This window comes from Lonsdalea britannica (assembly GCF_003515985.1).
Taxonomy (GTDB): Bacteria; Pseudomonadota; Gammaproteobacteria; order Enterobacterales; family Enterobacteriaceae; genus Lonsdalea; species Lonsdalea britannica.
This window is the reverse complement of the sequence record NZ_CP023009.1, coordinates 1,994,623-2,020,291: the sequence shown is the minus strand read 5'-3', so window position 1 is coordinate 2,020,291 and position 25,669 is coordinate 1,994,623. Positions and strand designations below refer to the sequence as shown.

The 25,669-nt window shown below is 54.3% G+C and carries 25 protein-coding genes and 1 pseudogene; 8 read left to right on the top strand and 18 right to left on the bottom strand.

Going from position 1 to position 25,669, the window contains the following annotated elements:
* Window positions 1-10: 10 nt before the first annotated feature.
* The 8 genes from rseP to rpsB all read right to left on the bottom strand — a co-directional run bounded on the left by rseP (window position 11) and on the right by rpsB (window position 7,862).
* Entirely contained in the window at window positions 11-1,366 is a 1,356-nt protein-coding gene (gene rseP, locus CKQ53_RS09285; RefSeq protein ID WP_094117761.1) for a sigma E protease regulator RseP, read from the bottom strand.
* A 21-nt stretch (window positions 1,367-1,387) separates the two neighbouring features.
* Entirely contained in the window at window positions 1,388-2,245 is an 858-nt protein-coding gene (cdsA, locus tag CKQ53_RS09280) for a phosphatidate cytidylyltransferase (protein WP_085653113.1), read from the bottom strand.
* Window positions 2,246-2,254: 9 nt separating this feature from the next.
* Window positions 2,255-3,016, bottom strand: coding sequence for a (2E,6E)-farnesyl-diphosphate-specific ditrans,polycis-undecaprenyl-diphosphate synthase (gene ispU, locus CKQ53_RS09275; protein ID WP_085653114.1), 762 nt, complete (start codon window positions 3,014-3,016; stop codon window positions 2,255-2,257).
* 189 nt (window positions 3,017-3,205) lie between these two features.
* Window positions 3,206-4,399, bottom strand: a complete 1,194-nt coding sequence (ispC, locus tag CKQ53_RS09270; protein WP_094117762.1) for a 1-deoxy-D-xylulose-5-phosphate reductoisomerase — start codon at window positions 4,397-4,399, stop codon at window positions 3,206-3,208.
* A gap of 199 nt (window positions 4,400-4,598) precedes the next feature.
* Entirely contained in the window at window positions 4,599-5,156 is a 558-nt protein-coding gene (gene frr / locus CKQ53_RS09265; RefSeq protein WP_085653116.1) for a ribosome recycling factor, read from the bottom strand.
* Between the two features lie 135 nt (window positions 5,157-5,291).
* On the bottom strand, window positions 5,292-6,023 hold the full coding sequence (pyrH, locus tag CKQ53_RS09260; RefSeq protein ID WP_026738761.1) for a UMP kinase: 732 nt from the start codon (window positions 6,021-6,023) through the stop codon (window positions 5,292-5,294).
* Between the two features lie 143 nt (window positions 6,024-6,166).
* The gene (gene tsf / locus CKQ53_RS09255) at window positions 6,167-7,024 is read right to left on the bottom strand and encodes a translation elongation factor Ts (RefSeq protein ID WP_085653117.1); all 858 of its coding nucleotides are present in this window, start codon (window positions 7,022-7,024) and stop codon (window positions 6,167-6,169) included.
* A 112-nt stretch (window positions 7,025-7,136) separates the two neighbouring features.
* Window positions 7,137-7,862 (bottom strand): 30S ribosomal protein S2, encoded by a 726-nt coding sequence (gene rpsB, locus CKQ53_RS09250; RefSeq protein ID WP_026738759.1) that lies wholly within the window; start codon window positions 7,860-7,862, stop codon window positions 7,137-7,139.
* Window positions 7,863-8,204: 342 nt separating this feature from the next.
* Here rpsB and map point away from each other — a divergent pair, with 342 nt between their 5' ends.
* The 4 genes from map (at window position 8,205) to CKQ53_RS09230 (ending at window position 13,109) form a co-directional block, all read left to right on the top strand.
* Entirely contained in the window at window positions 8,205-8,999 is a 795-nt protein-coding gene (gene map / locus CKQ53_RS09245; protein WP_085651471.1) for a type I methionyl aminopeptidase, read from the top strand.
* Between the two features lie 41 nt (window positions 9,000-9,040).
* The gene (gene glnD, locus CKQ53_RS09240) at window positions 9,041-11,734 is read left to right on the top strand and encodes a bifunctional uridylyltransferase/uridylyl-removing protein GlnD (RefSeq protein ID WP_094117763.1); all 2,694 of its coding nucleotides are present in this window, start codon (window positions 9,041-9,043) and stop codon (window positions 11,732-11,734) included.
* Between the two features lie 39 nt (window positions 11,735-11,773).
* Window positions 11,774-12,598 (top strand): 2,3,4,5-tetrahydropyridine-2,6-dicarboxylate N-succinyltransferase, encoded by an 825-nt coding sequence (gene dapD / locus CKQ53_RS09235; RefSeq protein ID WP_026738756.1) that lies wholly within the window; start codon window positions 11,774-11,776, stop codon window positions 12,596-12,598.
* A gap of 121 nt (window positions 12,599-12,719) precedes the next feature.
* Complete coding sequence (locus CKQ53_RS09230) at window positions 12,720-13,109, top strand: DUF3461 family protein (protein ID WP_094117764.1); 390 nt, start codon at window positions 12,720-12,722, stop codon at window positions 13,107-13,109.
* A gap of 103 nt (window positions 13,110-13,212) precedes the next feature.
* Here the strand turns inward: CKQ53_RS09230 and CKQ53_RS09225 are convergent, their stop codons facing one another.
* The 4 genes and pseudogenes from CKQ53_RS09225 to syd form a co-directional block, all read right to left on the bottom strand.
* Window positions 13,213-13,671: a flavodoxin gene (locus tag CKQ53_RS09225; protein ID WP_085651473.1), complete on the bottom strand. Its 459-nt coding sequence runs from the start codon at window positions 13,669-13,671 to the stop codon at window positions 13,213-13,215.
* Between the two features lie 46 nt (window positions 13,672-13,717).
* A pseudogene (truC, locus tag CKQ53_RS09220) lies at window positions 13,718-14,472 on the bottom strand (tRNA pseudouridine(65) synthase TruC).
* 4 nt (window positions 14,473-14,476) lie between these two features.
* Entirely contained in the window at window positions 14,477-14,797 is a 321-nt protein-coding gene (locus CKQ53_RS09215) for a YqcC family protein (RefSeq protein WP_085651474.1), read from the bottom strand.
* 665 nt (window positions 14,798-15,462) lie between these two features.
* Window positions 15,463-16,017 (bottom strand): SecY-interacting protein, encoded by a 555-nt coding sequence (gene syd, locus CKQ53_RS09210; RefSeq protein WP_085651475.1) that lies wholly within the window; start codon window positions 16,015-16,017, stop codon window positions 15,463-15,465.
* A gap of 227 nt (window positions 16,018-16,244) precedes the next feature.
* On the opposite strand from syd, the gene ppnN reads away from it, so the two are divergent.
* The gene (gene ppnN / locus CKQ53_RS09205) at window positions 16,245-17,609 is read left to right on the top strand and encodes a nucleotide 5'-monophosphate nucleosidase PpnN (RefSeq protein WP_085651476.1); all 1,365 of its coding nucleotides are present in this window, start codon (window positions 16,245-16,247) and stop codon (window positions 17,607-17,609) included.
* A gap of 72 nt (window positions 17,610-17,681) precedes the next feature.
* Entirely contained in the window at window positions 17,682-18,446 is a 765-nt protein-coding gene (xni, locus tag CKQ53_RS09200) for a flap endonuclease Xni (protein ID WP_085651477.1), read from the top strand.
* Window positions 18,447-18,465: 19 nt separating this feature from the next.
* Here the strand turns inward: xni and rlmM are convergent, their stop codons facing one another.
* The 4 genes from rlmM to CKQ53_RS09180 all read right to left on the bottom strand — a co-directional run bounded on the left by rlmM (window position 18,466) and on the right by CKQ53_RS09180 (window position 21,508).
* A complete protein-coding gene (rlmM, locus tag CKQ53_RS09195) occupies window positions 18,466-19,566 on the bottom strand; it encodes a 23S rRNA (cytidine(2498)-2'-O)-methyltransferase RlmM (protein ID WP_085651478.1) in 1,101 nt (366 codons plus the stop codon).
* The gene (locus CKQ53_RS09190; protein ID WP_085651518.1) at window positions 19,559-19,954 is read right to left on the bottom strand and encodes a DUF423 domain-containing protein; all 396 of its coding nucleotides are present in this window, start codon (window positions 19,952-19,954) and stop codon (window positions 19,559-19,561) included. The genes rlmM and CKQ53_RS09190 overlap by 8 nt, the downstream gene beginning before the upstream one ends.
* Before the next feature lie 52 nt (window positions 19,955-20,006).
* Window positions 20,007-20,936, bottom strand: coding sequence for a transcriptional regulator GcvA (locus tag CKQ53_RS09185; protein ID WP_094117765.1), 930 nt, complete (start codon window positions 20,934-20,936; stop codon window positions 20,007-20,009).
* Window positions 20,937-21,286: 350 nt separating this feature from the next.
* Window positions 21,287-21,508 (bottom strand): YgdI/YgdR family lipoprotein, encoded by a 222-nt coding sequence (locus CKQ53_RS09180; RefSeq protein WP_094100895.1) that lies wholly within the window; start codon window positions 21,506-21,508, stop codon window positions 21,287-21,289.
* A gap of 184 nt (window positions 21,509-21,692) precedes the next feature.
* Between CKQ53_RS09180 and csdA the strand changes: the two genes are divergently transcribed.
* Window positions 21,693-22,898 carry a cysteine desulfurase CsdA gene (csdA, locus tag CKQ53_RS09175; protein WP_094117766.1) on the top strand — a complete coding sequence of 402 codons (1,206 nt, stop codon included), beginning with the start codon at window positions 21,693-21,695 and terminating at the stop codon, window positions 22,896-22,898.
* A gap of 5 nt (window positions 22,899-22,903) precedes the next feature.
* Complete coding sequence (gene csdE / locus CKQ53_RS09170; RefSeq protein ID WP_094117767.1) at window positions 22,904-23,347, top strand: cysteine desulfurase sulfur acceptor subunit CsdE; 444 nt, start codon at window positions 22,904-22,906, stop codon at window positions 23,345-23,347.
* Here csdE and tcdA read toward each other — a convergent pair whose 3' ends face one another.
* Together tcdA and mltA are read right to left on the bottom strand one after the other, a co-directional pair.
* Window positions 23,348-24,160: a tRNA cyclic N6-threonylcarbamoyladenosine(37) synthase TcdA gene (gene tcdA, locus CKQ53_RS09165; RefSeq protein ID WP_094117768.1), complete on the bottom strand. Its 813-nt coding sequence runs from the start codon at window positions 24,158-24,160 to the stop codon at window positions 23,348-23,350. It lies immediately after the preceding gene.
* 170 nt (window positions 24,161-24,330) lie between these two features.
* On the bottom strand, window positions 24,331-25,506 hold the full coding sequence (mltA, locus tag CKQ53_RS09160; RefSeq protein WP_094117769.1) for a murein transglycosylase A: 1,176 nt from the start codon (window positions 25,504-25,506) through the stop codon (window positions 24,331-24,333).
* Between the last annotated feature and the right edge of the window lie 163 nt (window positions 25,507-25,669).

Sequence of the window (25,669 nt, the reverse complement as noted above, 5' to 3'; positions counted from 1 at the left end):
AATCCACACCTTAAAGGCGGGAGAAATCATTGAAAAGTGCGAGTCCCATTAACATCATCAGCAGCACTGTGCCGATGCGATAACTAAAGTCCTGCACACGCTCGGAAACCGGCCCACCTTTCAGCTTTTCTATCGCCAGAAAGAGCAGGTGACCACCATCTAATACCGGCAGCGGGAACAGATTGATGATCCCCAGATTGACGCTTATCAGTGCCAAAAACATCAGGTAATAAATCAATCCATAATCAGCTGACATTCCTGCACCCTGAGCGATAGATATCGGCCCGCTCAGGTTATTCAGCTTAACGTCGCCAGCAATCAGTTTCCCTATCATGCCAACCGTCAACTTCATCAACTGCCACGTTTTGTCAGTGGCTTCGTAAACGGCGCTGAACGGCCCATACTGGCGAACGGTTTTATACTCTTCAGGCAGCGGCGTAACGCGCGGGACAACACCGGCAAACCCTTCAACCCTGTCTTTTCCTACCGCTTTGCTGTCGGGGGTCAGGGCGATTGACACCGTTTCCCCTTCCCGCTCTACCGACAACTCAACGCGCTCACCGGGGTGTTCGCGGACGGCAATAACAAACTGCTGCCAGCGCGACAACAGTTGACCATCGACTTTAACGATCCTGTCCCCAGCTTGCAAACCCGCTTTTTCAGCGGCTGAGTGAGGCTGTATTCCAGCCAACACCGCTTCAACCTGCGGCCCACGGGGTACGATGCCCAGAGAAACCGCCGGATCCTGCTTGTCTGGTTCAAAACTCCAACTGCGCAGATCCAGTTTTTTCTGTTCGATAAGCGACGACCCAAGCGGCGCGGTGCCTATCGTCATATCCACGTCGCCGATCTTGCTGATAAAAGCGAGGCGAACACTGTCCCAATCAGGCGTTTCGATACCGTCAATTGACTTTAGTTCCATCCCCGGCGAAATTTGCGCCTGGGCCGCAATCGAGTCGGGCAAAACTTCGCCAACCACCGGACGCACGCCAGGAACGCCGAGAATAAATACCAGCCAGTAGGCAAAAATGGCAAAGATGAAATTGGCGATGGGGCCAGCGCTGACGATGGCCGCGCGCTGCCAGACGGTCTTGTGGTCAAACGCCTGATGAGCCATCTCAGGCGGAACATCCGCCACGCGACCATCCAGCATTTTGACGTAACCGCCCAGCGGGATCAGTGCGATGACATATTCGGTGCCCTGGCGATCGCGACGTCGCCAAAGCGCCTTACCGAAGCCGATAGAAAAACGCTCCACTCGGACGCCGCAACGACGCGCGACCCAAAAGTGGCCGAATTCATGAACCGTTATCAGCACGCCCAAGGCGACGATAAATGCGGCCAGACTCCAGAGAATATTCATCATAAACAGGCTCTACCGGTATCCCTAAACAGCTTTGAACAGTAACAGCATCAGGCAGGAAAACACAGGCACCGCCGCCGTCAGACTATCAATGCGATCCATCACCCCGCCGTGTCCCGGAATAAGATGACTACTGTCTTTAACGCCCGCTTCTCGTTTGAACATGCTTTCAGTCAAATCGCCTAAAACAGAAGCCAGCACGGCGACAATCGAGCAGATCAGCAGGATATGCCCTGAGCTTGTCAGAGGAACAAAATGATTAAATACGACGGAGATCAGCGCGGAGCTCGCCAGCCCGCCGATCAAACCTTCCCACGTTTTTCCCGGGGAGATTTTCGGCGCCAGCTTATGTCGGCCAAAGAGCTTACCGAAAGCGTAGGCGCCGCTGTCTGCGCCCCACACCAGCAGCATAACGTACAGCAGCCACCACGCGCCGGTAAATGAGTTAGCTTCGTAACCCAGTTGGCGCAGCGTCACCATCCCCCAAAAGAACGGGATGATGGTCAACATACCGGCGACCAGCCGCAGTATGCGTGAATGCCGCCAAGCCAGAGCGGATGCCGGATAGGACAGCACCATCACTAGCGCCAGACACCACCAGGCGGCGGAGGACCACAGAGACGCAGCGACCTGCACCACATGTACCGAACGCTGGTAGGCGGGCATCGTCAACAACATAACGGCCAGCAATAGCCCAAAGAGCAGCGCCAGCCAGATACGTTGACTGTACGAAACGAATCCAGCCAGCTGTCCCCACTCCCAGGCGGCCAGCATGCAAACGGCCAACGTCACCAAAGAGAATCCCAGCAGCGGCAGGAAAAAGAGCGCGGCAATAACAGCAGGAATAAGAATTAAAGCAGTAATCAAGCGATACTTCAGCAAAAGGTCCCCCTAGGATGCAACGACATCGTTAGGCGTGGTTCCTCCGAAGCGACGCTCTCGTTGAGCAAAAGCATTCAGCGCACCTTCAAAGACTTCTTCATCAAAATCGGGCCAGAGGACATCGGTAAAATACAATTCAGCATAGGCTATTTGCCACAATAAAAAGTTGCTGATGCGATGTTCTCCGCCCGTTCTTATTACTAAATCAACCGGCGCCTGCTCGTTAAGGCAGGTGTACTGGCACAGGGTGGCTTCATCGATGGTATCGGGACGCAGCGCACCTTCCTGGACCTGCTCGGCGATTTGTCGGACTCCCTGAATGATATCCCAACGGCCGCCATAATTCGCAGCAATATTCAGGGTCAGACCGGTATTATTCGCAGTGAGCTCCTCCGAAAGACGAATACGCTCCTGCAAACGGGAACTAAAGCGACTCATGTCGCCAATAATGCGCAACCTCACATTATGTTTATGCAAGCTTTTGACTTCGCTATCTAGCGCCCGCATAAACAGCTGCATGAGTGCGGAGACTTCTTGCGCTGGTCGACTCCAGTTTTCGCTACTGAACGCATAAAGCGTCAGGGCATTCAACTGATGACGGGCGGCGAAGCTAACTGCCCGGCGAACGGATTTGACTCCCGCCTGATGGCCAAAAACGCGTAGTTTACCCCGCTGCTTCGCCCAACGTCCGTTACCATCCATGATGATGGCGACATGTCGAGGACTGCATGACTGCTGGCTTTGGCTGCCTTGTTGATTTTTGGAGGGCATAGCGTGTACTGATTTCCTCAAGCAAGAATATCGATAGGTTCTTTCAGTCATCGGACCTGGCAGCGCAAAAAAAGCCGTGAACTTGCACAGCTTATCGTTGCCATTGGCTTATCACGTAAACAGCCTACACCTAGCGGCGCAGACTATACCATTTCAAAACACGTGCCACAAACGCGCACCCTCGCCGAATCAGCGGTAGTGCTGCAGTTCTTGTCGTGTCTGTATCCTTGCCCAACGGTCGATAGCGAGCACATCATCCACACTGGCAGGTTCCGGCAGTACCAGCTGTTCCAGAACCCGTCGGTTGAGCTGTGCAATATCCGTAAAACGGATAGCCGATTGCAGAAAAGCCTCCACGGCGACCTCATTAGCGGCATTTAACGCCGTTGTCGCCGCCTGCCCGTGGTTACAGGCTTCTATCGCCAATGTCAGACAAGGGTACCGCTGATAATCCGGAGCCGAAAACGTCAACGCGCCCAGTTGGCAAAAATCCAGCTTCGGTGCCCCAGAGGCGACACGTGCCGGATAAGCCATCGCGTGCGCAATAGGCGTCCGCATATCCGGGGATCCCAGCTGCGCCAACACGCTGCCGTCCCGATAACGCACCATGGAATGGATGACCGACTGAGGGTGAATCACCACTTCCATCTGCTCATCCGATGCGTTGAACAGCCAGCGGGCTTCGATGTATTCCAGACCCTTGTTCATCATGGTCGCAGAATCCACGGAAATCTTGCGTCCCATCGACCAGTTGGGATGAGCGCAAGCCTGATCCGGCGTCATCGCCCTCAGGTCCGCCAGCGCGGTATCACGGAAAGGACCACCGGAACCGGTAAGGACAATCTGTTCAACGCCATAATCCATCAGGTCAGCGTAACCCAGCTGATGCTGAATTTGCTCAGGTAAACTCTGAAAAATAGCATTATGTTCGCTGTCGATAGGCAGTAGTTGGGCTCGGTTAGCCGCAACTTCACGCATAAACAGGTGTCCGCAGGTCACGAGTGACTCTTTATTCGCCAAGAGTACCTGCTTGCCCGCGCGAATCGCCGCCAACGTCGGCAACAATCCAGCCGCCCCCACGATGGCCGCCATAACCTGGTCGACGCCATCAAGGCTGGCTAACTCGCAAGCGCCCTGCTCTCCACACAGCACCTCGGTTTTACAACCCTGTTCTTTCAGCTGTCGGCGCAGTTCGCTTACGCTGTTTTCATCCGCCATCGCAACATATTCAGGGCGAAACTCCAGACACTGTTCCACCATTCGCGGCACGTTTCGTCCGGCGACCAGCGCTTTTACCGAAAAGTCGTTCGGATTCGCTTTGACCACAGCCAGCGTACTCATGCCGATCGAACCGGTTGAACCCAAAATTGTCAGCTTCTTCATAGGGGTGCTCTAGTACATACAGCGATTGATTGTCAGATGTGGCAGCAGGCGGGAATACGACTCTTTCATTGCTGTCGGCAATGCCGGTTGAACCGGTATAGATACCGCCAAACCTGAATCAGGAAGCATAAAAAATAAAGCGCCGCGAGAGGGAGGGATGACCCTTCACCTACTGGCGGCGCTGTCCTGACTAATGGATTTAGAAATCCATCAGTTCTTTTTCTTTGTCAGCCAGCGCAGTGTCGATTTTCTTGATAAAGCTGTCGGTCAGCTTCTGAATATCGTCCTGAGCGCGGCGTTCTTCGTCTTCGCTGATGGTTTTGTCTTTCAACTGTGCCTTCAGCTTGTCGTTCGCATCGCGACGCACGTTACGTACGGAGACGCGGCCCTGTTCGGCTTCGCCGCGAACCACTTTGATCAGATCTTTACGGCGCTCTTCTGTCAACGCAGGCAGCGGCACACGAATGACCGTGCCAGCGGACATCGGGTTCAGACCCAGATCGGACGCCATGATCGCTTTTTCAACGGCCGCGCTCAGAGAGCGATCGAAGACCGTCACAGCCAGCGTACGGGCATCTTCCGCAACCACGTTGGCGACCTGACGCAGCGGCGTCGCGCTACCGTAATATTCTACATGGATGCCGTCCAGCAGGCTGGGAGAAGCACGTCCAGTGCGGACTTTACTGATTTGGTTTTTGAAAACCTCTACGCATTTGTCCATGCGAGTATCAGCATCTTTTCTGATTTCATTAATCACGTTGTGAACCCTTGAAAACTGGTTGCCTGTCAGATCACGCCTTAGCATGATCCGGTGAATAATTTATGCCAGCCGTAGCGGGCAGAGATAGCGCTATCTAGTATCGCCGAAACAGGATATTACCCTACTTTGACGTTAGCCGTTATTACTGATCAACGTGCCTTCTTTTTCGCCCATCACCACACGACGCAGCGCGCCGGGTTTGTTCATGTTGAACACGCGGATCGGCAGATTGTGGTCTCGCGCCAGCGTAAATGCGGCAAGGTCCATGACTTTCAGCTCACGTTCCAGCACATCCTGGTAGTCCAGCGTTTCGTACAACGTCGCATTAGGATCTTTTACTGGATCGGCAGAGTAAACGCCATCGACTTTAGTCGCCTTCAATACCACGTCGGCTTCGATCTCGATGCCGCGCAGACACGCCGCAGAGTCAGTAGTGAAGAACGGGTTGCCGGTGCCGGCGGAGAAAATGACAACGCGGTTGTTGCGCAGCAGGCTGATGGCCTCGGCCCAACTGTAGTTATCACACACGCCGTTCAGCGGGATCGCCGACATCAGTCGAGCATTAACGTATGCACGGTGCAGGGCATCACGCATTGCCAGACCGTTCATTACCGTCGCCAGCATCCCCATATGGTCGCCCACAACACGGTTCATTCCCGCTTTGGCAAGCCCAGCGCCGCGAAACAGGTTACCGCCGCCGATAACCACACCGACCTGAATGCCCAGCTCAACCAGTTCTTTCACTTCCTGAGCCATGCGATCCAGAATGCTAGCATCAATACCGAAACCGTCCGCGCCTTGCAGGGCTTCGCCGCTGAGCTTGAGCAGGATACGTTGATATACGGGTTTTGCGTTGGTTGCCATGGTGTTTTGTCCTAACAGGCTGTCGTCGTATTGGGGATGGTTACACTGCTACACCCGGTTTCGCAGAATAGCGAGCTACCCGATGTAATGAACTCTTTTGGCTGGATAAAAAGGAACCGCCAACCGGCGGCTCCTCTTTTTTATTAAGACTGCTTGCTCATTGCTGCAACTTCAGCAGCAAAGTCAACTTCAGCTTTCTCAATACCTTCACCCACTTCATAACGAATAAAGCTGGTGACGTCTGCGTTGTGCTCTTTCAGCAGCTGGCCGACGGTTTTGCTCGGGTCCATCACGAAGTGCTGGCCGGACAGAGAGATTTCGCCGGTGAATTTACGCATACGGCCTTCGACCATTTTTTCTGCGATTTCACGCGGTTTGCCGGACTGCATGGCGATGTCCAGCTGGATCTGGTGCTCACGAGCGACAACGTCAGCCGGAACATCTTCAGCCTTCACGTACTCAGGCTTGCTGGCAGCGATGTGCATAGCGATGTGCTTGATCAGCTCTTCGTCAGCACCCGTTGCGGCAACCATAACGCCGATGCGAGCGCCGTGCAGGTAAGAACCCAGCGCGTCGCCGGACAGTACGGAGATGCGACGGATATTGATGTTTTCACCGATTTTAGCCACCAGCGCAGTACGCTGATCTTCAAATTTGGCTTTCAGTTCTTCAACGTCAGTAATGCGGTCGTTCAGAGCAGCGGTAGCCACTTCTTCACCGAACGCTTTGAAACCGGCATCTTTGGCAACAAAGTCGGTTTCACAGTTCAGTTCAGCGATGACGCCGTATTTGCCGTCTGCAGCAATCTTGGTCAGGATGATGCCTTCAGCAGCAACACGACCCGCTTTCTTGGCAGCTTTAGCCTGGCCAGACTTACGCATGTTGTCGATGGCCAGCTCAATGTCGCCATTCGCTTCAACCAGCGCTTTTTTACATTCCATCATGCCTGCGCCAGTACGTTCGCGCAGTTCTTTTACCAGGGCAGCGGTAATTTCAGCCATTATCTTTTCCTCGTTATCTCATGGGGGAGATAAGTAAAAGGGGGCCTTTACAGGCCCCCTAACCAACATATATCAATACCTGGTTAATAAGGGCTCGACAGAGCCAGCCTTATTATTCAGCTTCGACGAAGCTCTCTTCAGCCTGCTCAACCAGGTCCTGAGAACGGCCTTCGCGCACTGCTGCGGCAACGGCATTCAGGTACAGGCTAACGGCGCGGATGGCGTCATCGTTACCAGGGATAATGTAGTCAACGCCATCGGGATCGGAGTTGGTATCAACGATAGAGAATACCGGGATACCCAGGTTGTTAGCTTCTTTGATCGCAATGTGTTCGTGATCGGCGTCGATCACAAACAGCGCGTCAGGCAGACCGCCCATGTCTTTGATACCGCCCAGGCTGTTTTCCAGCTTGTCCAGTTCACGAGTACGAACCAGGGCTTCTTTCTTGGTCAGCTTATCGAAAGTGCCGTCCTGAGACTGCGTTTCCAGATCTTTCAAACGTTTGATGGACTGACGAACTGTTTTCCAGTTAGTCAGCATGCCGCCCAGCCAGCGATGGTTCACGAAGAACTGATCGCAGTTGGTAGCAGCTTCTTTTACCGCTTCGCTTGCTGCGCGTTTGGTACCAACGAACAGGATTTTGCCCTTGCGAGAAGAGATTTTGCTCAGCTCAGCCAGTGCGTCGTTGAACATCGGTACGGTTTTTTCAAGGTTGATGATGTGAACTTTGTTACGAGCACCGAAGATGAACGGCTTCATTTTCGGGTTCCAGTAACGGGTCTGGTGACCAAAGTGTACGCCAGCCTTGAGCATGTCGCGCATGGAAACAGTTGCCATGATTACCTCTATAAATTAAGTATGGGGTTATGCCTCCACGTGTCCCATTATGCCGACCCCGCAGCAAGCTACAGAGCACCCCGGCAAATGTGCCGACACGTGTGTGTTATTTACACATAGTGAGTATTTAGTCATCCGAAGGAGAGATCAGAGATTGATCGTCAGCCAGCCGGATCACCGGCGCGCTTTATACCATAAACAGCCCACTGACACCAACTTTACTTGCGCTTTTGCGCCCGCGCGCCAATGATGATTTGGCAGTCCCCGGCAGGGCTGATACCATAAGTCACTCTTTGCTGACCCTATTTTCGTTAGGAACATTCACACCTGCGGACACACTCAATGGCTATTTCTATTAAAACTCCGGAAGATATTGAAAAAATGCGCGTAGCTGGGCAACTGGCGGCTGAAGTGCTTGAAATTATCGAGCCTCACGTCGTACCGGGAGTCACTACGGGTGAACTGGATCGCATTTGTCACGATCACATCACCAACAAGCAGCATGCGATTTCAGCCTGTCTGGGTTACCACGGCTTTCCCAAGTCGGTGTGCATCTCCATCAATGAAGTCATCTGCCACGGCATTCCCTCCGACGAGAAACATCTCAAAGACGGTGACATCGTCAATATCGACGTGACGGTCATCAAAGATGGTTTCCACGGCGATACCTCCAAAATGTTCATCGTCGGCAAGCCTACGATTCTGGGCGAACGTCTGTGCCGCGTCACGCAGGACAGCCTGTATCTGGCGATAAAAATGGTAAAACCCGGCATCCGTCTACGTTCGCTCGGCAAAGCCATTCAGCAATTCGTTGAAGCTCAGGATTTCTCTGTCGTGCGCGAATACTGCGGACACGGTATCGGCACCGGCTTCCACGAAGAACCGCAGGTTCTGCACTATGACGCAGACGATGGCGGCGTTGTATTGAAGCCCGGCATGGCGTTCACCATCGAGCCGATGGTCAATGCGGGCGATTTCCGCATTCGCACCATGAAAGACGGTTGGACGGTGAAAACCAAAGATCGCAGCTTGTCCGCGCAGTACGAGCATACTATTGTGGTGACAGAGGACGGATGCGAAATAATGACGTTGCGTAAGGATGACACCATCCCGAAAATCATCACGCATCAGGAATAAACAGCTGCCGGCAATCGCCGGCTTTTTTATGGGCGCCGTACATGAACGAAATCGATCAGGACCTGCCGCATATCTCTCACGGGACGCCGACCACGGCCCACCCCGCCCCCCAATCTCCGCTGACCTTCAGCGACGATATGCTGGAACGCCAGACGCTGAAACAGCATCTTGAACAGTTCCAGATATGGCTAACGGATGAGTTCAAGGCCGGCGTCAGCGCGGAAACCCTGATCGACGCCCGCACACAGTTTATCGACCGCCTGCTGCAACGACTGTGGCATTTCTACCAATTAGACCGCGTGGAGCAGACCGCCTTAGTTGCCGTCGGCGGCTACGGGCGCGGAGAACTGCATCCGCTCTCCGATATCGACCTGCTGGTTCTGAGCCGGGATGGGTTTGACGAAATTCAGTCACAGGCCGTCAGCCAATTGATCACTCTGCTGTGGGATCTGCGGCTGGAAGTCGGGCACAGCGTACGCACGTTGGACGAGTGTCTGGAGGAAGGTCGGGCCGATATCTCTGTCGCGACCAACCTGATCGAATCTCGCATGATCTGCGGCGACGTCGCTCTGTTTCTGTCGTTGCAGAAACACATCTTCAGCGACAAGTTCTGGCCGTCCGCCTCTTTCTTCGCGGCCAAGGTCGCAGAACAACGCGAACGTCATCAGCGTTATCACGGCACCAGCTACAACCTGGAGCCGGATATCAAAAGCAGCCCCGGCGGCCTGCGTGATATCCATACGCTGCTTTGGGTCGCGCGCCGCCACTTCGGCGCGACGTCGCTGAATGAAATGGTCGGCTTTGGGTTCCTGACGGAAGCCGAGCGCAACGAACTCAACGAATGCCAAAGCTTTCTGTGGCGCATCCGCTTCGCCCTGCACTCGTTGCTGAGTCGCTACGACAACCGATTGTTGTTCGACCGCCAGCTGAACGTAGCGCAACTATTGCAATATCAGGGCGAGGGGAACGCGCCCGTCGAGCGCATGATGAAAGACTTCTTCCGGGTCACGCGACGGGTGTACGAGCTTAATCAGATGCTGCTTCAGCTGTTTGATGAAGCTATTCTGGCGCTCGATCCACATGAAAAGCCGCGGATGCTGGACGGCGAGTTCCAGCTGCGCGGCACGCTGATTGATTTGCAGGATGAAACGCTATTCGATAATAAACCCGAAGCCATCATGCGCATGTTCTATGCCATGGTGCGTCATCCCGAGATCACCGGCATCTATTCGACGACGCTGCGCCGACTGCGTTACGCCCGTCGTCACCTCGCCAGCCCCTTGTGCACCATCCCAGAGGCCCGCAGCCTGTTCATGAACATTCTGCGCCACCCGCGCGCGGTCAGTCAGGCGCTGTTGCCGATGCACCGACACAGCGTGCTGTGGGCCTATATGCCGCAGTGGAGCAACATCGTCGGCCAGATGCAGTTCGACTTGTTTCACGCCTACACCGTGGACGAGCATACGATCCGCGTCTTGCTTAAGCTGGAAAGCTTCGCCGATGAGTCAACGCTGAAAGAACATCCGCTGTGTGTAAAGCTTTACCCCCGATTACCGCAGCCCGAGCTGCTGTTGCTGGCCGCGTTGTTCCATGACATCGCCAAAGGACGCGGCGGCGATCACTCTGAGCTAGGCGCGAAAGACGCGCTGGAGTTCGCGGCATTGCACGGACTAAACCTGCGCGAGGCGCAGCTGGTTTCGTGGCTGGTGCGCTGCCATCTGATGATGTCGGTCACCGCCCAACGTCGCGATATTCAGGATCCGGCCGTCATTCAACAGTTCGCCGAGGAAGTGCAAAGCGAAACTCGCCTGCGCTACCTGATCAATCTCACGGTCGCCGACATCTGCGCCACCAACGAAACGTTGTGGAACAGCTGGAAACAGAGTCTGCTGCACGAGCTGTACTTCGCCACCGAGAAGCAACTGCGGCGCGGGATGCAACACTCGCCCGACCTTCGGAAGCGGGTACGGCACCATCGTCAGCAGGCGCTGGCGCTGCTGCGAATGGACAACATTGACGAAACCGCGCTGAATGAGATTTGGAGCCGCTGTCGCGCCGACTATTTCCTGCGCCATACGCCTAATCAGCTGGCCTGGCACGCCGTTCACCTAGTGAACCACGATCCTAGCAAACCGCTGGTGCTGATCGGGGATGACACCACGCGTGGCGGCACGGAGATCTTTATCTGGAGTCCGGACCGCCCCTATCTGTTCGCCACCGTCGCAGGCGAGCTGGATCGGCGTAATCTGAACGTTCATGATGCGCAGATCTTTACCAGCCGTGACGGAATGGCGATGGATACCTTCATCGTGCTGGAGCCTGAGGGCAACCCGGTGGCGCAGGATCGTCATAACATGATTCGCCTGGCGATTGAGCAGGCACTGACGCAGAAGGATTATCACTCTCCCCGCGTTCGTCGCACATCGTCCAAGCTCCGTCATTTCAGCGTCGAGACTGAAGTCAGTTTTCTGCCGACGATACACACCGATCGCCGCAGCTACATGGAACTGGTCGCGCTTGACCAACCGGGCCTGTTGGCTCAGGTCGGCGAGGTCTTCGCCGAACTGCATATATCACTGCATGGCGCGCGTATTTCCACCATCGGCGAACGCGTAGAAGATTTATTTATTCTGGCGGACAACGATCGCCGAGCATTGAGCCCCGAATTGCAGCTTAAATTGCAACAACGGTTGACAGAGGCCCTCAACCCAAACGATAAAGTAGGCTTGTGTTAATTAATTATTACCTTGGTAATCACGAGATAGAGAGTCAGGATGCAGCAATTACAAAACGTCATCGAAACAGCCTTCGAACGCCGCGCAGAAATCACTCCGGCTAATGCAGATACCGTCACGCGTGAAGCGGTTAACCAGGCCATTAGCCTGCTGGACAGCGGCGCGCTGCGTGTCGCAGAGAAAATCGACGGTCAGTGGGTCACTCATCAGTGGCTGAAGAAAGCCGTACTGCTTTCCTTCCGTATTAATGAAAACCGCATCATCGATGGCAACGAAACACGTTACTACGACAAAGTGCCGATGAAATTCGCCGACTACGACGAAGCACGCTTCCAGCGTGAAGGCTTTCGTGTCGCGCCCCCTGCCAGCGTTCGTCAGGGCGCCTTTATCGCTCGTAATACCGTCCTGATGCCTTCTTACGTCAACATCGGTGCCTATGTCGATGAAGGCACGATGGTGGATACCTGGGTTACCGTGGGCTCTTGCGCGCAGATCGGTAAAAACGTTCATCTGTCCGGCGGCGTCGGCATCGGCGGCGTTCTGGAACCTCTGCAAGCCAACCCGACCATCATTGAAGACAACTGCTTCATCGGCGCGCGTTCCGAAGTCGTGGAAGGCGTCATCGTCGAAGAAGGCTCCGTCATTTCGATGGGCGTATTCATCAGCCAGAGTACCCGCATTTATGACCGCGAAACCGGCGAAGTCCACTTCGGTCGCGTCCCGGCAGGCTCTGTCGTGGTTTCCGGCAACATGCCTTCCAAAGATGGCAGTCATAGCCTGTACTGCGCCGTGATCGTGAAGAAGGTCGATGCGAAAACTCGCGGTAAAGTGGGCATCAACGAGCTGTTGCGCACCATCGACTGATAAACAGACATTTGGCGGGTGAATGACCCGCCATTTTTATGTTCAGTCGGGACAAGGCGCATACGGACCCGCTGCATTGCATAAAAATGTAGCATGGCTTAGAACAGGAAGAGGTGATGCTATGTATGACAATCTGAAGAGCCTCGGGATCAGCAACCCGGAAGATATCGACCGCTATAGCCTGCGGCAGGAAGCCAGCAATGACATTCTGAAAATTTATTTTCGCAAAGACAAAGGCGAGTTCTTCGCCAAAAGCGTGAAATTCAAATATCCCCGTCAGCGTAAAACCATTGCGGCAGACAATACGGGACAAGGCTTCCGGGAAATAAACGAAATCAGTCCCAATCTTCGTTATGTCGTTGATGAGCTTGATCAGATCTGTCAGCGCGAACAGATCGAGGTCGACCTGAAACGCAAAATTCTGGCTGATTTGCGTCATCTGGAAAGCGTCGTCACCAACAAGATCAGCGAGATTGAGTCCGATTTGGAAAAGCTGACCAAAAACCGTTAAAGCATCTATCCACACATTGCGCTATGCAGTAAAAACGGGCCGAAGCCCCGTTTTTTTATGCTGATGATGCACTCTGCTTATGCACAGCACCGAATAGGTCGCGTTAGGCGCGGCTTTCCAGCAGGTCAGCCCAGGTTTCAACCCACGCACAGGATACGACTTCAGGCTCCGGCTGTTCGGTGGCATCAATCTCTAATCGCTCGCCAATTCGCTCAGCCCCCAGCTCTTGCAGCAAAGCATCGAATTGACGCCCGCCGCCGCAGTAGACGTCATAGCTGCTGTCGCCCAATGCAATCAGGCCATACCCCATGCCAGGTAAAGGCCCGCAGGTGTCGCGCAGCGCCGTGTACAATGACACGATAGACTCAGGCAGTTCCCCCTGCCCTGTCGTGGAGGTCACAATTAGCACCTGCTGCTCACGATATGTCAGCCACTCTTCCAGCGAGGCACCCTCGAAGATTTTCACTTCGTGCCCGCGTTCCCTGAGAATATTTTCAGCCTCTTCTGCAACCAATAACGCGTTACCGTAAACGGTGCCAACAAAAATACCGATCTGCGCCATGACGCGACTCCCTCAATCAGACAGATTTAACCCCGCTATCCTGACCTCAGGCTGCGGGAAACTCAACCCTTTCAAAATCAGGGAGAATACCCTCCCAACCAAACTGCGACATCACACTCTGCCAGGTTTCATCCCAGCGCGCTCTAAGCTCCAGCGGCTCCCCCGTCACCGGGTGAACCAGCGACAGACAGCTGGCATGCAGCATCATTCGCGAACAGCCAAAGTGGGCGGCCATACCGCGATTCTGCTTTAAATCGCCATGCGTGCTGTCGCCGATAATGGGGTGGTGAATATGACTCATATGCCGCCGGAGCTGATGCTTACGTCCATTTTCCGGTTTCAGTTCCATTAACGTGTAGCGAGACGTCGGATAGCGGCCAATGGCGACAGGCATGTCCGCCTGAGCCAGCGCGCGATAATGGCTGACCGCAGGCTGTGGTCCCTTATCGGGATTGGCGAACTTGTCCGCAATTTTGTCCAGCTCTTCCGTCAATGCATAGTCAATGGTAGCAGAATCAAAAACATGTCCCCGCACTACGGCGTGATAGGTTTTTTGGAGATCATGCTGTTCAAATAGCGAGGACAGCTGGCGAGCGACATCGCTGGAAAGCGCTAGCAGTAAAACGCCGGAAGTCGGCCGATCAAGACGATGCACGGTATAGACGTGCTGGCCAATCTGGTCACGCACCGTTTGCATGACCACCACTTTCTCTTTGCGGTCAAGCCAGCTACGGTGTACCAACCAGCCGGGGGCTTGTTGACGGCCACCAGATAATCATCCTGATAGAGAATGTCCAACATCGGTTTATTTTCCAAAGAAACCATCCAGCTCGCGCAGCGTGTTCAAAAGAGCCTGTAATCCTTCTTCCCGCCCTTCGAACGCCATTTCGAAATAGGGATGAATAGCAAAACGTTCAGGCAATGGCGCGCCGCTATCCAGCAAGGCATGCATACGAGGCAGCAGCACCCATTGCAGCCACTGTTGGGCTTCCATGGTATCCACGCAGAAAGGCTCGGCGCTGGAGAATGCCTCCGCCTCCGGCGGCTTGCTCTGCCACAGTTCACTTTCTTTCAGGGCGTGTTCGACAGCCAACAAGGCTTGCCTAAGCTGCATATCTTCACTCATACAGGGGTCTCAAACAGACTAACGGTAGGGCGGCAAAGGATAACATTGATGCCGCGCGGAGGCATCCTGCGAAATACCTTCGCGCCAAGATGTCGCCGGAACAAAAAAATGGGGGTACTGATTGCTCAGTACCCCCGATTCGTTTTATAGCAATCCAGCTACACAGTTGCTTCCCTGCTCATCCTTGAAAACTTTTCCTTTGTGGTCATCCCGACCTGCAATTCCTTCGCTGGCGATCCCTCTTTCTTCCCTGACTGCCGTTCCCTCACGATCGTCCTGATCTCGTTCCCTTTAGGCTCCTGCCCCACCAGCATGTCCAAGCCGGCTCCCATTCTCCATCATGGAGGTGTCCGTGCTTTCATCCTGAAAACATTTCATCCTGAAGCATTTCGGCTGGAACGGACGCGTAATCATTAAACAACGGTATTACGTCGTCCTGTTACCATGTTGCCTGGCGAATAATAAGATGTATTAATTAAAGCGAATCGGCAAGCCCCTAATTCAGAGCAACATACCTTCCATTCGGTCTTTTTTAATGCCATAAAATTCAAGACACTGAAAAGTAATGGTTATTTGCAGTTTTCGCTCTATATTAATATAAAATATAAGCGATAACCTACACCTATTGTGAGATATTTCTTACACGCTGAAAAGCGAAACACGCTTCAGTAATTTTGAATCAATGGCTGAAGCTTATATAAAAATTCAGATAATGTCGCGGCAAGCACACGTCTTTTCTGCGTTCCGAACTCTTCGAGGATGACTTCTCCACGCCTATTGCACAGCGAGATTAACGTCATTTCCGACGCCGTCGTCGCTAAAAAAAGCGTCGGCGGCAGCTTACGCCGTTTCTGCGTCACCAGATGACCGATCAGGTTTTCCTGCATGCGAATAAGGTCGTCCGCGCTCCATGCCTGTAACAAGGTACAATGAATATCGTCGAAGCATGCCTCCATATCTCCGGCATACTGGCTGGTGTAGAACGCGTGGGCGTCGGGGTGCAATTGGATGTCCATCGCACGTTCGACGCCATCCAGACGTTTGTGTTCTCCGCCTGACTGGGGCAACCACTGTACCTGTCCGTCATGAGTGGCGACGATACAGGGCGAGGGAATGCCATACAGCGCTTCAGAGGCCGGTGGATGCCCCTCATGATCCTGCCAACGACTCACATAGCGCTGGGTAAAATCGGTTAACGCCTGCAACACGTGTTGATCCATCATTCTTCATTACTCTACCGGTCGGGTTACACTACCCCGCATTGTAACCTGAGAGTGCGGCCGGTCGTCGAGCGCATCTCGGCCAAAATGCGTAACGCCACGCAGCGCCGACGCCACGGCGCCGTCGAAGATTGGCAAAATGATTAGCTCACGTTATGGTGAAGAGGCGAGTCAAAAACAGTCCGATTAAAGAACCGGCGTCATACCCTACGTATCAAGGAGCAAAATTGATTACACATATCAGCCCGCTCGGGTCTATGGATTTGCTGTCGCAGCTGGAAGTAGACAGGCTCAAAAGCAGCGCCAGTAGCGACCTTTACCGCTTATTTCGTAACTGCTCGCTGGCCGTATTGAACTCCGGCAGCCAGACGGACAACAGCAAAGAATTGCTCTCCCGTTTCGAGAATTTCGATATCAATGTGCTGCGACGTGAACGCGGCGTGAAGCTTGAACTGGTTAACCCGCCTGAAGAGGCGTTTGTGGATGGTCAGCTGATTCGTTCCTTGCAGGCCAACCTGTTCGCCGTCCTGCGCGATATTCTGTTCGTCAACGGGCAGATCACGCAAACGGGGCAGTATCAGAATCTCGATCTGGAGAATTCGACGCATATCACCAACATCGTCTTTTCCATTCTTCGCAATGCGCGTGCGCTGCACGTGGGCGAAGAACCCAACATGGTTGTTTGCTGGGGCGGTCACTCCATCAACGAAAAAGAGTATCAGTATGCTCGCCGTGTAGGCAGCCAGCTTGGGCTCCGCGAACTGAATATTTGCACCGGCTGCGGACCCGGCGCGATGGAAGCCCCCATGAAAGGCGCCGCCGTCGGCCATGCTCAGCAGCGCTACAAAGATGGCCGGTTCATCGGCATGACCGAGCCCTCCATTATCGCGGCCGAGCCGCCCAACCCACTGGTCAACGAACTGATCATCATGCCGGATATTGAAAAACGGCTGGAAGCTTTTGTCCGCATCGGCCATGGGATCATCATTTTCCCAGGTGGCGTCGGCACGGCGGAAGAGTTCCTGTATCTGTTGGGGATCATGATGGATCCGGCCAACAGCGAGCAGGTATTGCCGATCATTCTGACGGGACCGGAAGAAAGCGCGGATTATTTCCGGGTGCTGGACGAATTCATCGTCAGTACGCTAGGACGTCAAGCCCGCCGCTACTACAGCATCATCATCAACGATGCGGCTGAAGTCGCGCGCGAGATGAAGAAGTCGATGCCGCTGGTGAAAGAGCACCGCCGTCATACTGGCGACGCCTATAGCTTCAACTGGTCGCTACGTATTGCTCCGGATTTGCAGATACCTTTCGAGCCTACGCACGAAAACATGGCGAATCTGCATCTGCACCCCGACCAGCCGAACGAACAGCTTGCCGCGGCGCTGCGCAAAGCGTTTTCAGGTATCGTGGCGGGCAACGTCAAAGAAGGCGGCATTCAGGCCATCGAACAATTCGGCCCTTATAAGCTTGATGGCAACGCCGAGATCATGAAAAACATGGACCGCCTGCTACAGGGCTTCGTTGCGCAACAACGCATGAAGCTGCCGGGCAGCGCCTATATCCCCTGTTATGAAATTTTGACCTGACAAGACGTCTTCTCTGCCGTCGCCCTGCATCCACGGGGCGGGGGCAGAGTATTTTATTCGCGGAGACGAATCATGCCCTTGCACCTATTAATTGTGGATGCGCTGAACCTTATCAGGCGCATCCATGCCGTACAGGGCTCCCCCTGTTTACCTGCCTGCCAGCATGCGCTGAGCCTTCTGTTGCAAAACAGCCAACCGACCCATGCTGTCGCCGTGTTCGACGATGAACAGAGAGCATCAAGCTGGCGTCACCAGCTGTTGCCTGATTACAAAGCCGGACGTACCCCGATGCCGGACTCACTGCATCAGGAGTTGCCGCAAATCAAAGAGGCTTTTCGAGAACTGGGCGTTGAGAGTTGGCACTCCCCCGGAGACGAAGCAGACGATCTGGCCGCAACCCTAGCCTGCAAGGTTGCCGCGCAGGGCCATCAGGCCACCATCGTTTCAACGGACAAGGGATATTGCCAGCTGTTGGCGCCGACAATTCAGATTCGGGATTACTTTCAAAAACGCTGGTTGGATGTGCCTTTTATCCGCCAGGAATTTGGCGTTACCCCGCAGCAGCTCCCCGACTATTGGGGATTGGCGGGTATTAGCAGCAGCAAGATCCCCGGGGTCAGCGGTATTGGCGCAAAAACCGCAGCACAGCTCCTGCAACAGGCGGGATCATTGGAACAGCTTTATCAGCAGTTGGAACAACTGCCGGAGAAGTGGCGTAAAAAGCTGGAGCCGCAGCGGGAAGCAGCCTGGATTTGTCGACAGGTCGCCACGCTCAAAACCGATCTGACGTTGAACGGTAATTTGCAGCAGCTTCGGCTGCCGTCGACGGCGGGCTAGAAAACCCGCCGCCGCCGTCTTAACGCTCGTCGCGACGGCCGGGAATCGCACTCCAGATCCGTCGAGCGTGGATCGTGATTTCCTCACGATCGTGATAGAGCTGTTTGGCATGAGCTTCCGCATTGATGCCGCTTTCATGCAGGCGTTCCATCAGCAGCTCCAGATTCTGATTCACTTCCTCATAGCGTTTTTTCATCGGTAGCTTGAGGTTGAAAATCACTTCACGGCACCAGCCTTTCACCAGCCAGTCAGCCATCAGGTTGGTGACTTTGGCCGGCTTCTCCACCATATCGCACACCAGCCAGTACACATTGTTGCGCGGCGGCTCGAACCGGAACCCGTCCGCCTGATGGTGAATGACCTGACCCGTATCCATCAGGCTCTGCGCCATCAGCCCGTTATCCACCGCATGAACCATCATGCTGCGCTTGACCAACTGATAGGTCCAGCCACCGGGACAGGCGCCCAGATCCACCGCGTACATGCCGCTGCCCAGTCGCTCTTCCCATTCATCCGCCGGGATGAAGACGTGAAAAGCCTCTTCCAGTTTGAGCGTGGAACGACTCGGTGCATCCGCCGGAAACTTGAGACGCGGTATCCCCATATAGAACGGAGAGTGGTTGTTGCTGTAGGAATAACCGACGTAGCAACAGCCTGGTGCGATAAACAGCACGTGGATCACCGGCCGACCCGGTTTTTCTTGCGGTAGCAATATCTTACTTTCACGCAACGCCGCGCGCAGCGGCACGGTGAATTTACGGCAGAACTTCATCAGTTCTTTGCTTTCGTTGGTATCCGGCACCTCGACGCGCAGTTCACCCGCACGCTCCAACACGCCGGTCAGCATGCCGACGATCGGCGAGATGCGGTCTTCCTGCGGCAGATCGCGCAAAAGCTCGCCGCATACCATCATCTGGCGGGCAAAGATCAGGCTCTTGAACGGTAAATCCTTAATCAGGCGATCGGCATCTTCATACTGATAGCACTCAAAAATGACGTAGCCGCTGTTGTCCTTGACCCGCACGAAGCCGTAAACGTTATGCTGTGCCGCTTTATCGGTAATTTCCGCCGCACACTCTTTTTCAAAGCCGGGACGGCAGTACAAAATGACTTTATTCATGCGAGTCAGCCTTTCTTTTCTGGCGCAGAGCGCCTATCAACAACAATAACCAGCCACCCAGGAAGCAAACGCCGCCCACCGGCGTAACATAGGCCCATAGCCTCAACTGGGACAGCGCCAGACAGTACAAGCTACCGCTAAACAACACCGTACCCAACCCAAGGAGCGCCGCACTCCAGTAAAACCATACGTTGGCGCGTTGGTGCATGGCCACGCTCAAGGCCAGAATCGCGAGCGTATGCACGGCCTGATACTGTAGCCCGGTATGAAGCCAATCCAGTTCGGCTTCGCCGAGCGTACGGCTTAAGACATGCGCGCCGAACGCGCCTAGGGCGACATATATAAATCCACTGATGGCCGCGAAAATCAGCATGAAACGGCTATTCATCATCGTTATCCATTTTCTTTTGAGGTAAACAAGGTGCTCGAATCCCAAAGATTCAGCGCGAGCCGCTGTCATAGCGGAAGCGGAATTTCTCCTGTTCGCTCGCCGCACGCGCCAGTATCCACTGGCGAAAGGCGGCTATTTTACCCAGTTCTGCCTGACTGTCATGACATACCAGATAAAAAGCGTTTTTACTCACCAGCACATCATTGAACGGACACACCAATCTGCCCGCTTCGATTTCCGTCTGCGCCATCACATTATTCGCCAGCGCGATCCCCTGACCGTGGATCGCCGCCTGTAACACCATCGCGCTATGACTGAATATCGGCCCCTGCTGAACGTTGATCTGCTGAATGCCCAATTGCCGCGTATAAGTTAGCCAGTCGCGGCGGGAAGCATCATGCAATAAAGTATGGCGAACCAAATCCGCCGGCACATTCAGCGGGTGCTCTCCTGTCAGCAATTGAGGAGAACAAACCGGCAATAAATACTCCGCGTAAAGTTTCTCCACCCGCAGTCCCGGCCAGTTGCCTCGACCATAAAAAATCGCTACGTCGACATCGTCCGCCAGACGGTGATCTTCCTCTCGGGATACCGCCTGAATGCGGACATCGATCCCCGGATAGTCAGCATTGAAACTGGACAACCGAGGTACGAGCCAATGGATGGCGAAACTCGGCAGCATACTCACCGTCAACGCCCCTTTGGCGCTGCGTGCCTGCAGTTTGCGCGTGGCGTCGTTCAAGGAGAGAAAGATTTCTTTGATGTCTAAAAAATAGCTTTGCCCTTCTTCCGTCAGCAGCAGCGAACGATTGCGACGACGAAATAATTTAAGGCCGAGAAAATCTTCGAGTGATTTAATTTGATGGCTCACGGCAGCCTGAGTCACAAACAGCTCTTCCGCTGCTTTGGTAAAACTCAGGTGGCGGGCGGCGGCATCAAACACGCGCAACGCATTAAGAGGAGGTAGTCGTTTTGACATAGATCGGATTATTGGCTCAGGCCTGTCAGCGCGGGTCTGATGCATGATAACTCATTAGTTTTTTTAATCCGAGACATTATAAATTGTCCGTTGAGGATGCACCAGCAAATACCTATATTAGCGGCACTTCCTGAGTCGGAACGAAAAGTACGGAGGGGTAACCGAAGTGCTTTGGCTTGTGGATGTGATGTTGTGTTTACTATTTACCGTCTGAATCTCAGACAAGGTAGCTCTGCTACCTTTTCATTTCCTGTTTTTCCCCTGTCTATTCACAATATTGTGTAAGGCACCGCAAGATTGCGGTGCTTTTTTTTTCATTGGTGCAACTCGCTGGTGAGCGTCGAGACGGTTTATTTCACTTCCGTCATCTGTTTCACATCGGAACGGTTGATCTGCTGTTCGTGACCAAAAGCATCGGTGTAGCTGATCAGGCCGGTATCATTGTCCACTTTCGGTTTGCCGTCCGCGATGATGGTCCGTCCGTCATTGGTGTGCAGAACATAGTTGCTGGAGCAGGCCACCACAGAGAAGGCCATCACAATGGCCGCAATGATTGATATTTTATTTTTCATATTACACTCCGAGTAGTTTTATAAGTTTAATATCTTCTATTGAACGCCATTAAATTCCACAACTTGACACTATTAAGCGTAGCAACCCGCCTCGTTTTTGCCACTGAGAACGTGTAAGTATTGTCCGAAACTTGTTTACGCCTGAAAAATGGGACAGGATCCGCCCCCTGAATAGAGGACAGTCATGAAACCGTTTAACGCCCCCCACTTTCGCCAACAGTTCCCAGCGCTTCAGCAGCCCGGCGTCTATCTGGACAGCGCCGCGACCGCGCTCAAACCCCAGTCAATGATCGACGCCGTGAGCCGCTATTACGGTTTGCCAAGCGGCAACGTGCATCGCAGCCAGCATCGCGAGGCGCAACGACTGACCCAGTGTTTTGAGGACACGCGGCAGCAGGTCGCGACACTGATCGGCGCGCCCGATCCGCGCAGCGTGATCTGGACGCGAGGGGCGACGGAATCCATCAATCTGGTCGCACAGAGCTTTGCCCGTCCTTTGCTCTCTCCAGGCGATGAGATTGTCGTCAGCGAAGCCGAGCATCACGCCAACCTATTGCCTTGGCTGATGGTGGCCCGGCAAACCGGCGCGAGCGTCGTGAAACTGCCGCTGGGCGATGACCTACTGCCGGACGTTGAACGCCTGCCCTCTTTGCTGTCGTCCCGAACGCGCATTCTGGCGATCACTCAAATGTCCAACGTCACCGGTGGGCAACCGGACTTGCAGCGCGCCATTACGCTCGCGCATCAAGCAGGCGCTGTCGTTGTGGTCGATGGCGCGCAGGGGATCGTGCATACGTCCGTCGATGTCTCGGCATTAGATATCGATTTTTATGCGTTTTCTGCTCACAAGCTGTATGGCCCCACCGGCATCGGCGTCCTGTACGGCAAACCCGAGCTGTTAGCCGATATGCCGCCCTGGCAAGGCGGCGGTAAGATGATGCAGGAAGTCTCTTTTGACGGTTTTATTCCGCAAGGCAGCCCGCAGAAATTTGAAGCAGGAACACCGCATATCGCGGGTGTTATCGGTCTTTCCGCTACCCTCGAATGGCTTGAAACCTACGACCGTCACGCAGCGGAACAGCACAGCGTCGCACTGGCCGAACAGGCTGAGCACGCTTTGATGACGCTGCCCGGTTTTCGCCGTTGGCGCAGCGCCGGTAGCAGCCTGCTGTCCTTTACATTCAGCGACGTACACCACAGCGATCTTGTCGCCCTACTGGCGGAAGAAGGCATCGCGCTACGTGCCGGGCATCACTGCGCTCAACCGCTGATGACCGCCCTCGGCGTAAAAGGCACCCTGCGAGCCTCTTTCTCCCCTTATAATAATGAGCAGGACGTGGCGCAATTGCTCGCCGCGACGCGTAAAGCGCTCGACCTGCTGCTGGACTAAACCACATGACTTTGAATACGACTCACCACCCTTTTGGCTGCGACATCACCGAAGACGATCTGCGCCAACGTTTCAGCGCTTGCCGCAGTTGGGAAGATCGCTATCGCCAGATCATTTTGCTGGCCAAACAGCTTCCCCCATTACCTGAAGATAAAAAGCAGTCCGCCATTGCGTTATCTGGGTGTGAAAATCAGGTGTGGTTGGGGTACGAACGGACAGCGTCTGGAACGCTGCATTTCTACGGCGACAGCGATGGGCGCATCGTTCGTGGGTTGCTGGCGATACTGCTTACAGGGGTTGAAGGAAAAACCGCAGCGCAATTGCAACAGCAAGACCCGCTGGCGCTGCTGGAAACATTGGCGCTGAAAGCTCAGCTGAGCGCGTCACGCTCCGCCGGACTGGCGGCGCTGGCCGCCAGAATTAAGGACATTGCGCGTCAAGAGTCCTGATTACAGGCTATTTTGACGCTGGTCTTTCGCCATCATTTTCTTTAACGCATGTGAAACCGCCACAAATCCAAAGGTGGCGGTTACCATTGTCGCCGCGCCGAATCCGGACGCACAATCCATCCGTTTCACGCCATCTGCGGTCTGTTTGGACGCGCAAACGCTGCCGTCGAGCTGAGGATAAACCAGTGCCTCACTGGAAAATACGCAGTCGATACCCAGCTTACCTTTGCTGTTCTTCACGACATTAAAATCGTGCTTCAGACGCTCGCGCAGCTTGGCCGCTAGGGGATCCTGAATGGTTTTAGCCAGATCCACGACAGCGATACGCGTGGGATCGATCTGCCCGCCAGCACCGCCGGTCGTGACAACCGGGATCTTGTTGCGTCGGCAGTAAGCTAACAACGCAGCTTTCGCCCTCACGCTGTCGATGGCATCAATCACGTAGCTGAATTCCTGATTCAACAACTCTGCCATGTTGTCCGGACTGATGAAGTCATCCACGCAGGTCACCCGACACTCCGGATTGATCGCGAGAATTCGCTCCGCCATCACTTCCGTTTTAGGCTGACCGGTATGCTGACGCAGCGCATGAATCTGTCGATTGGTATTACTGACGCAGACATCGTCCATATCAATCAAGGTGATCGCGCCGATACCCGTACGCGCCAGCGCTTCCGCCGCCCAGGAGCCGACGCCACCGATGCCAATCACGCAAACGTGCGCCTCGGCGAACAGCGACAACGCCTGCTGCCCGTACAGCCGGGCCGTACCGCCGAAGCGCTGCAGATAGCTTTCAGATAACTGTGAACTCATGACTAACCACCTTTACGGGTAACGACTTGGAGAAAACAAACGGCGAGGATGATAACGCAGTGCGACGCATTTGCGGAGTGAGAGATAAAACGAAATGTCAGCTTTGTGGAGAATTCGCGGTCAGAGCGCAAAGATGACGAAGCGGGCGCAGAGCCCGCTTCGTGATGCCATTACTCAGAGAAGGTCACCACCGGCGGCTTTCCTAGTAATCCGCCGCTGGTTGTCTGCGCTGGCGTAGCGCTCAGCAACAGCTCGGAACTTTGCGGCTGCGTGTTACGCAACACCCAGACTCGCCCATAGTGGTTATAAAAACCGGCGGCATGACCCGCTTCAGGGCCGATCCCCTGATAGATGTCGAAGTGCTGTCCCTTGATCGCACCGCCGACATCCAATGCAATCATCAGGCGCATTTCATATTTGCCGTTGAACTTGCCCTGATTATCCAGCAGCGGAACTTCCGCCAGCAGCACGCTCCCTTCGGGGATCAACGATCGGTCGGAGGCGACCGACGCTTTGGCAACCAGAGGCACCGCGCTCGCGCCACGCACTAACGCTGCGTCCATCGGTTTGAAGAACACAAAGGAAGGATTCTGTTCCAGCAGTTGACGAACTTCCTGTTCCGAATGGGTATCCGCCCAATGACGGATCGCCTGCATCGACATATTTTCTTTCGCAACTTCACCTTCATCAATCAGGACTTTGCCAATGCTGCGGTAGGCATGACCGTTTTTGCCTGCGTAAGCAAAGAATGTCAGAGGCCGGCCGTCACCGAAGTCGACATACCCGCTTCCCTGCACTTCCATCATGAAGTTATCCATTAAAGAGTTGCTCCAACCCAAAATCGGAGCATTGCCGAGCGCGCCTGCGTAAATGCCCGCGCGATCCGGAAGACGACGGTTTTTCTTGCCCCGCGACGGCATGCCATAGATAGGATACTGGAACTCCCCCTGGCGGGTGTAACGAGCCTGTACCACCGGAGTGTAGTAGCCGGTGAACTGAACGTTGCCGAAGCCGTCGACCCCTTCCATTTGCCAGGAGCCTAAACCGAACTTGTTGAGTTCACGTGTATCGCCGCCTGACAGCATCCAGTTTTGAATGGCCTGGAACGTGGCGTTATTGTTGCTATAAAGCGAGGGAGAATCTGTCTGAATGTGCGTGACTTGACTGGCGAAGTCGCCAGCGTTGATCGGCTTGCCGTGCGTGTTAGGTTCGTTCACCATTTTTAGAGGCTGAGTGAGATGTCCGTCTTTATACTGCTGACCCTGATCGGTAGGTCGACTCTGACATCCCGCCAAAACGGCGATCACTAAGCCGACTAACACATAACTGCCCCGCCATCCTTTCATTCTTCCGCGCTCTCTTCATAAGTGGTGTCCAACGCGGAACGATAGCAAACGGGTCGGTAAAATGAAATGCGATCAATCCCCCAAACCGCGCCGTTCCACATAAACAATATCCTTACCTGTTTTGCGGTAATAGATGAAGAAACAAACAAAGACAAGTTAAATC